Here is a 1,143-nt window from a genome sequence, read left to right on the forward strand (position 1 = left end):
CTTGTGTGGACTTATTGTGGTTTACTTGATGCATAGGCCGGGATGCGCATCCCGGCCTATGCAGGCAGGTGGCCGTATTTCCGGACTGGTTTACGCAGCCGAGATCAAGCAAGGCCCTGCCTGCTCCCTTTGACCCCGAACGGTTGATCGGGCTTTCGCCCGCACCACAAGCCTGGGAGCAAGGCCATGATACCGGAACTTCTCTTCGTCGGCATCGACGTTTCCAAAGCCCGCTTCGATGTTTTTGTTTATCCGGCCGGCAAGCGCTGGAGTACCGGCAGTTCACCGACACAGATCGGCGCTCTTGCAAACCGCCTTCTGGGGCTCGGACCGGTCGTCGTCGGACTGGAGGCGTCCGGCGGTTATGAGCGCAGGCTGGCCGACAGTCTGCATGCGGCAGGCCTGAAGGTTTATATCCTGCCGCCCGCAAGGGTTCGCAATTTTGCCAAAGCCATGGGGCAGCTGGCAAAGACCGATATGATCGACGCTGCCGTGATCGCCCGCTATCTGGCAACGGTACACGCTCACCTCACCCCATATGAACCAGATCCCGTGCGCAGTCGCCTGAGCGCGTTGGCGGCCCACCGGCGCAGGCTGGTCGCCGAAAAGAGCGGCCTGACGAGCCAGCTCGATACCATCGAAGAGCCGCTGGTGCGCGACATGCTGGAGGTACGCCTGCGCATCATCGCCACGGACATCGCCACTCTCGACCGCGCCATGCGCGATCTGCTCAAGGCGACGCCCGGCCTGCGAAAGCGCCACGACAGAATGTGCAAGGTCACCGGCGTCGGCCCGGTGCTGGCCACCGCGCTCATTGCCGATCTGCCTGAACTCGGCACTGTCTCTTCAAAGGTCATCGCCGCTCTTGTCGGCGTCGCGCCGCATGCGCGTCAATCCGGTTCATCAAACCGGCAGGGCAAATGCTCCGGTGGCCGCAAGCATCTGCGCGACATCGCCTATATGGCCGCACTCAGCGCCATCAAGGTCAAAGACCCCGTTCTTGGAGCCTTTTATCAGCGCCTGCGCAGCAAGGGAAAACCTTTCAAACTGGCCATCGTCGCAACAATCCGGAAGCTCATCACTATCCTCAACGCCATCGCAAGGACAGATCCAGCATTTGCTTGATCATCCACGGTTGCTTGA

1 protein-coding gene is annotated in these 1,143 nt (G+C 60.9%); it reads left to right on the forward strand.

Annotated elements, in window-relative coordinates:
- Nucleotides 1-186: 186 nt before the first annotated feature.
- Complete coding sequence (locus I3J13_RS25615) at nt 187-1,125, forward strand: IS110 family RNA-guided transposase (protein WP_196380683.1); 939 nt, start codon at nt 187-189, stop codon at nt 1,123-1,125.
- Nucleotides 1,126-1,143 lie beyond the last annotated feature (18 nt).

The organism is Agrobacterium leguminum, from assembly GCF_015704895.1.
GTDB classification, from domain to species: Bacteria; Pseudomonadota; Alphaproteobacteria; order Rhizobiales; family Rhizobiaceae; genus Agrobacterium; species Agrobacterium leguminum.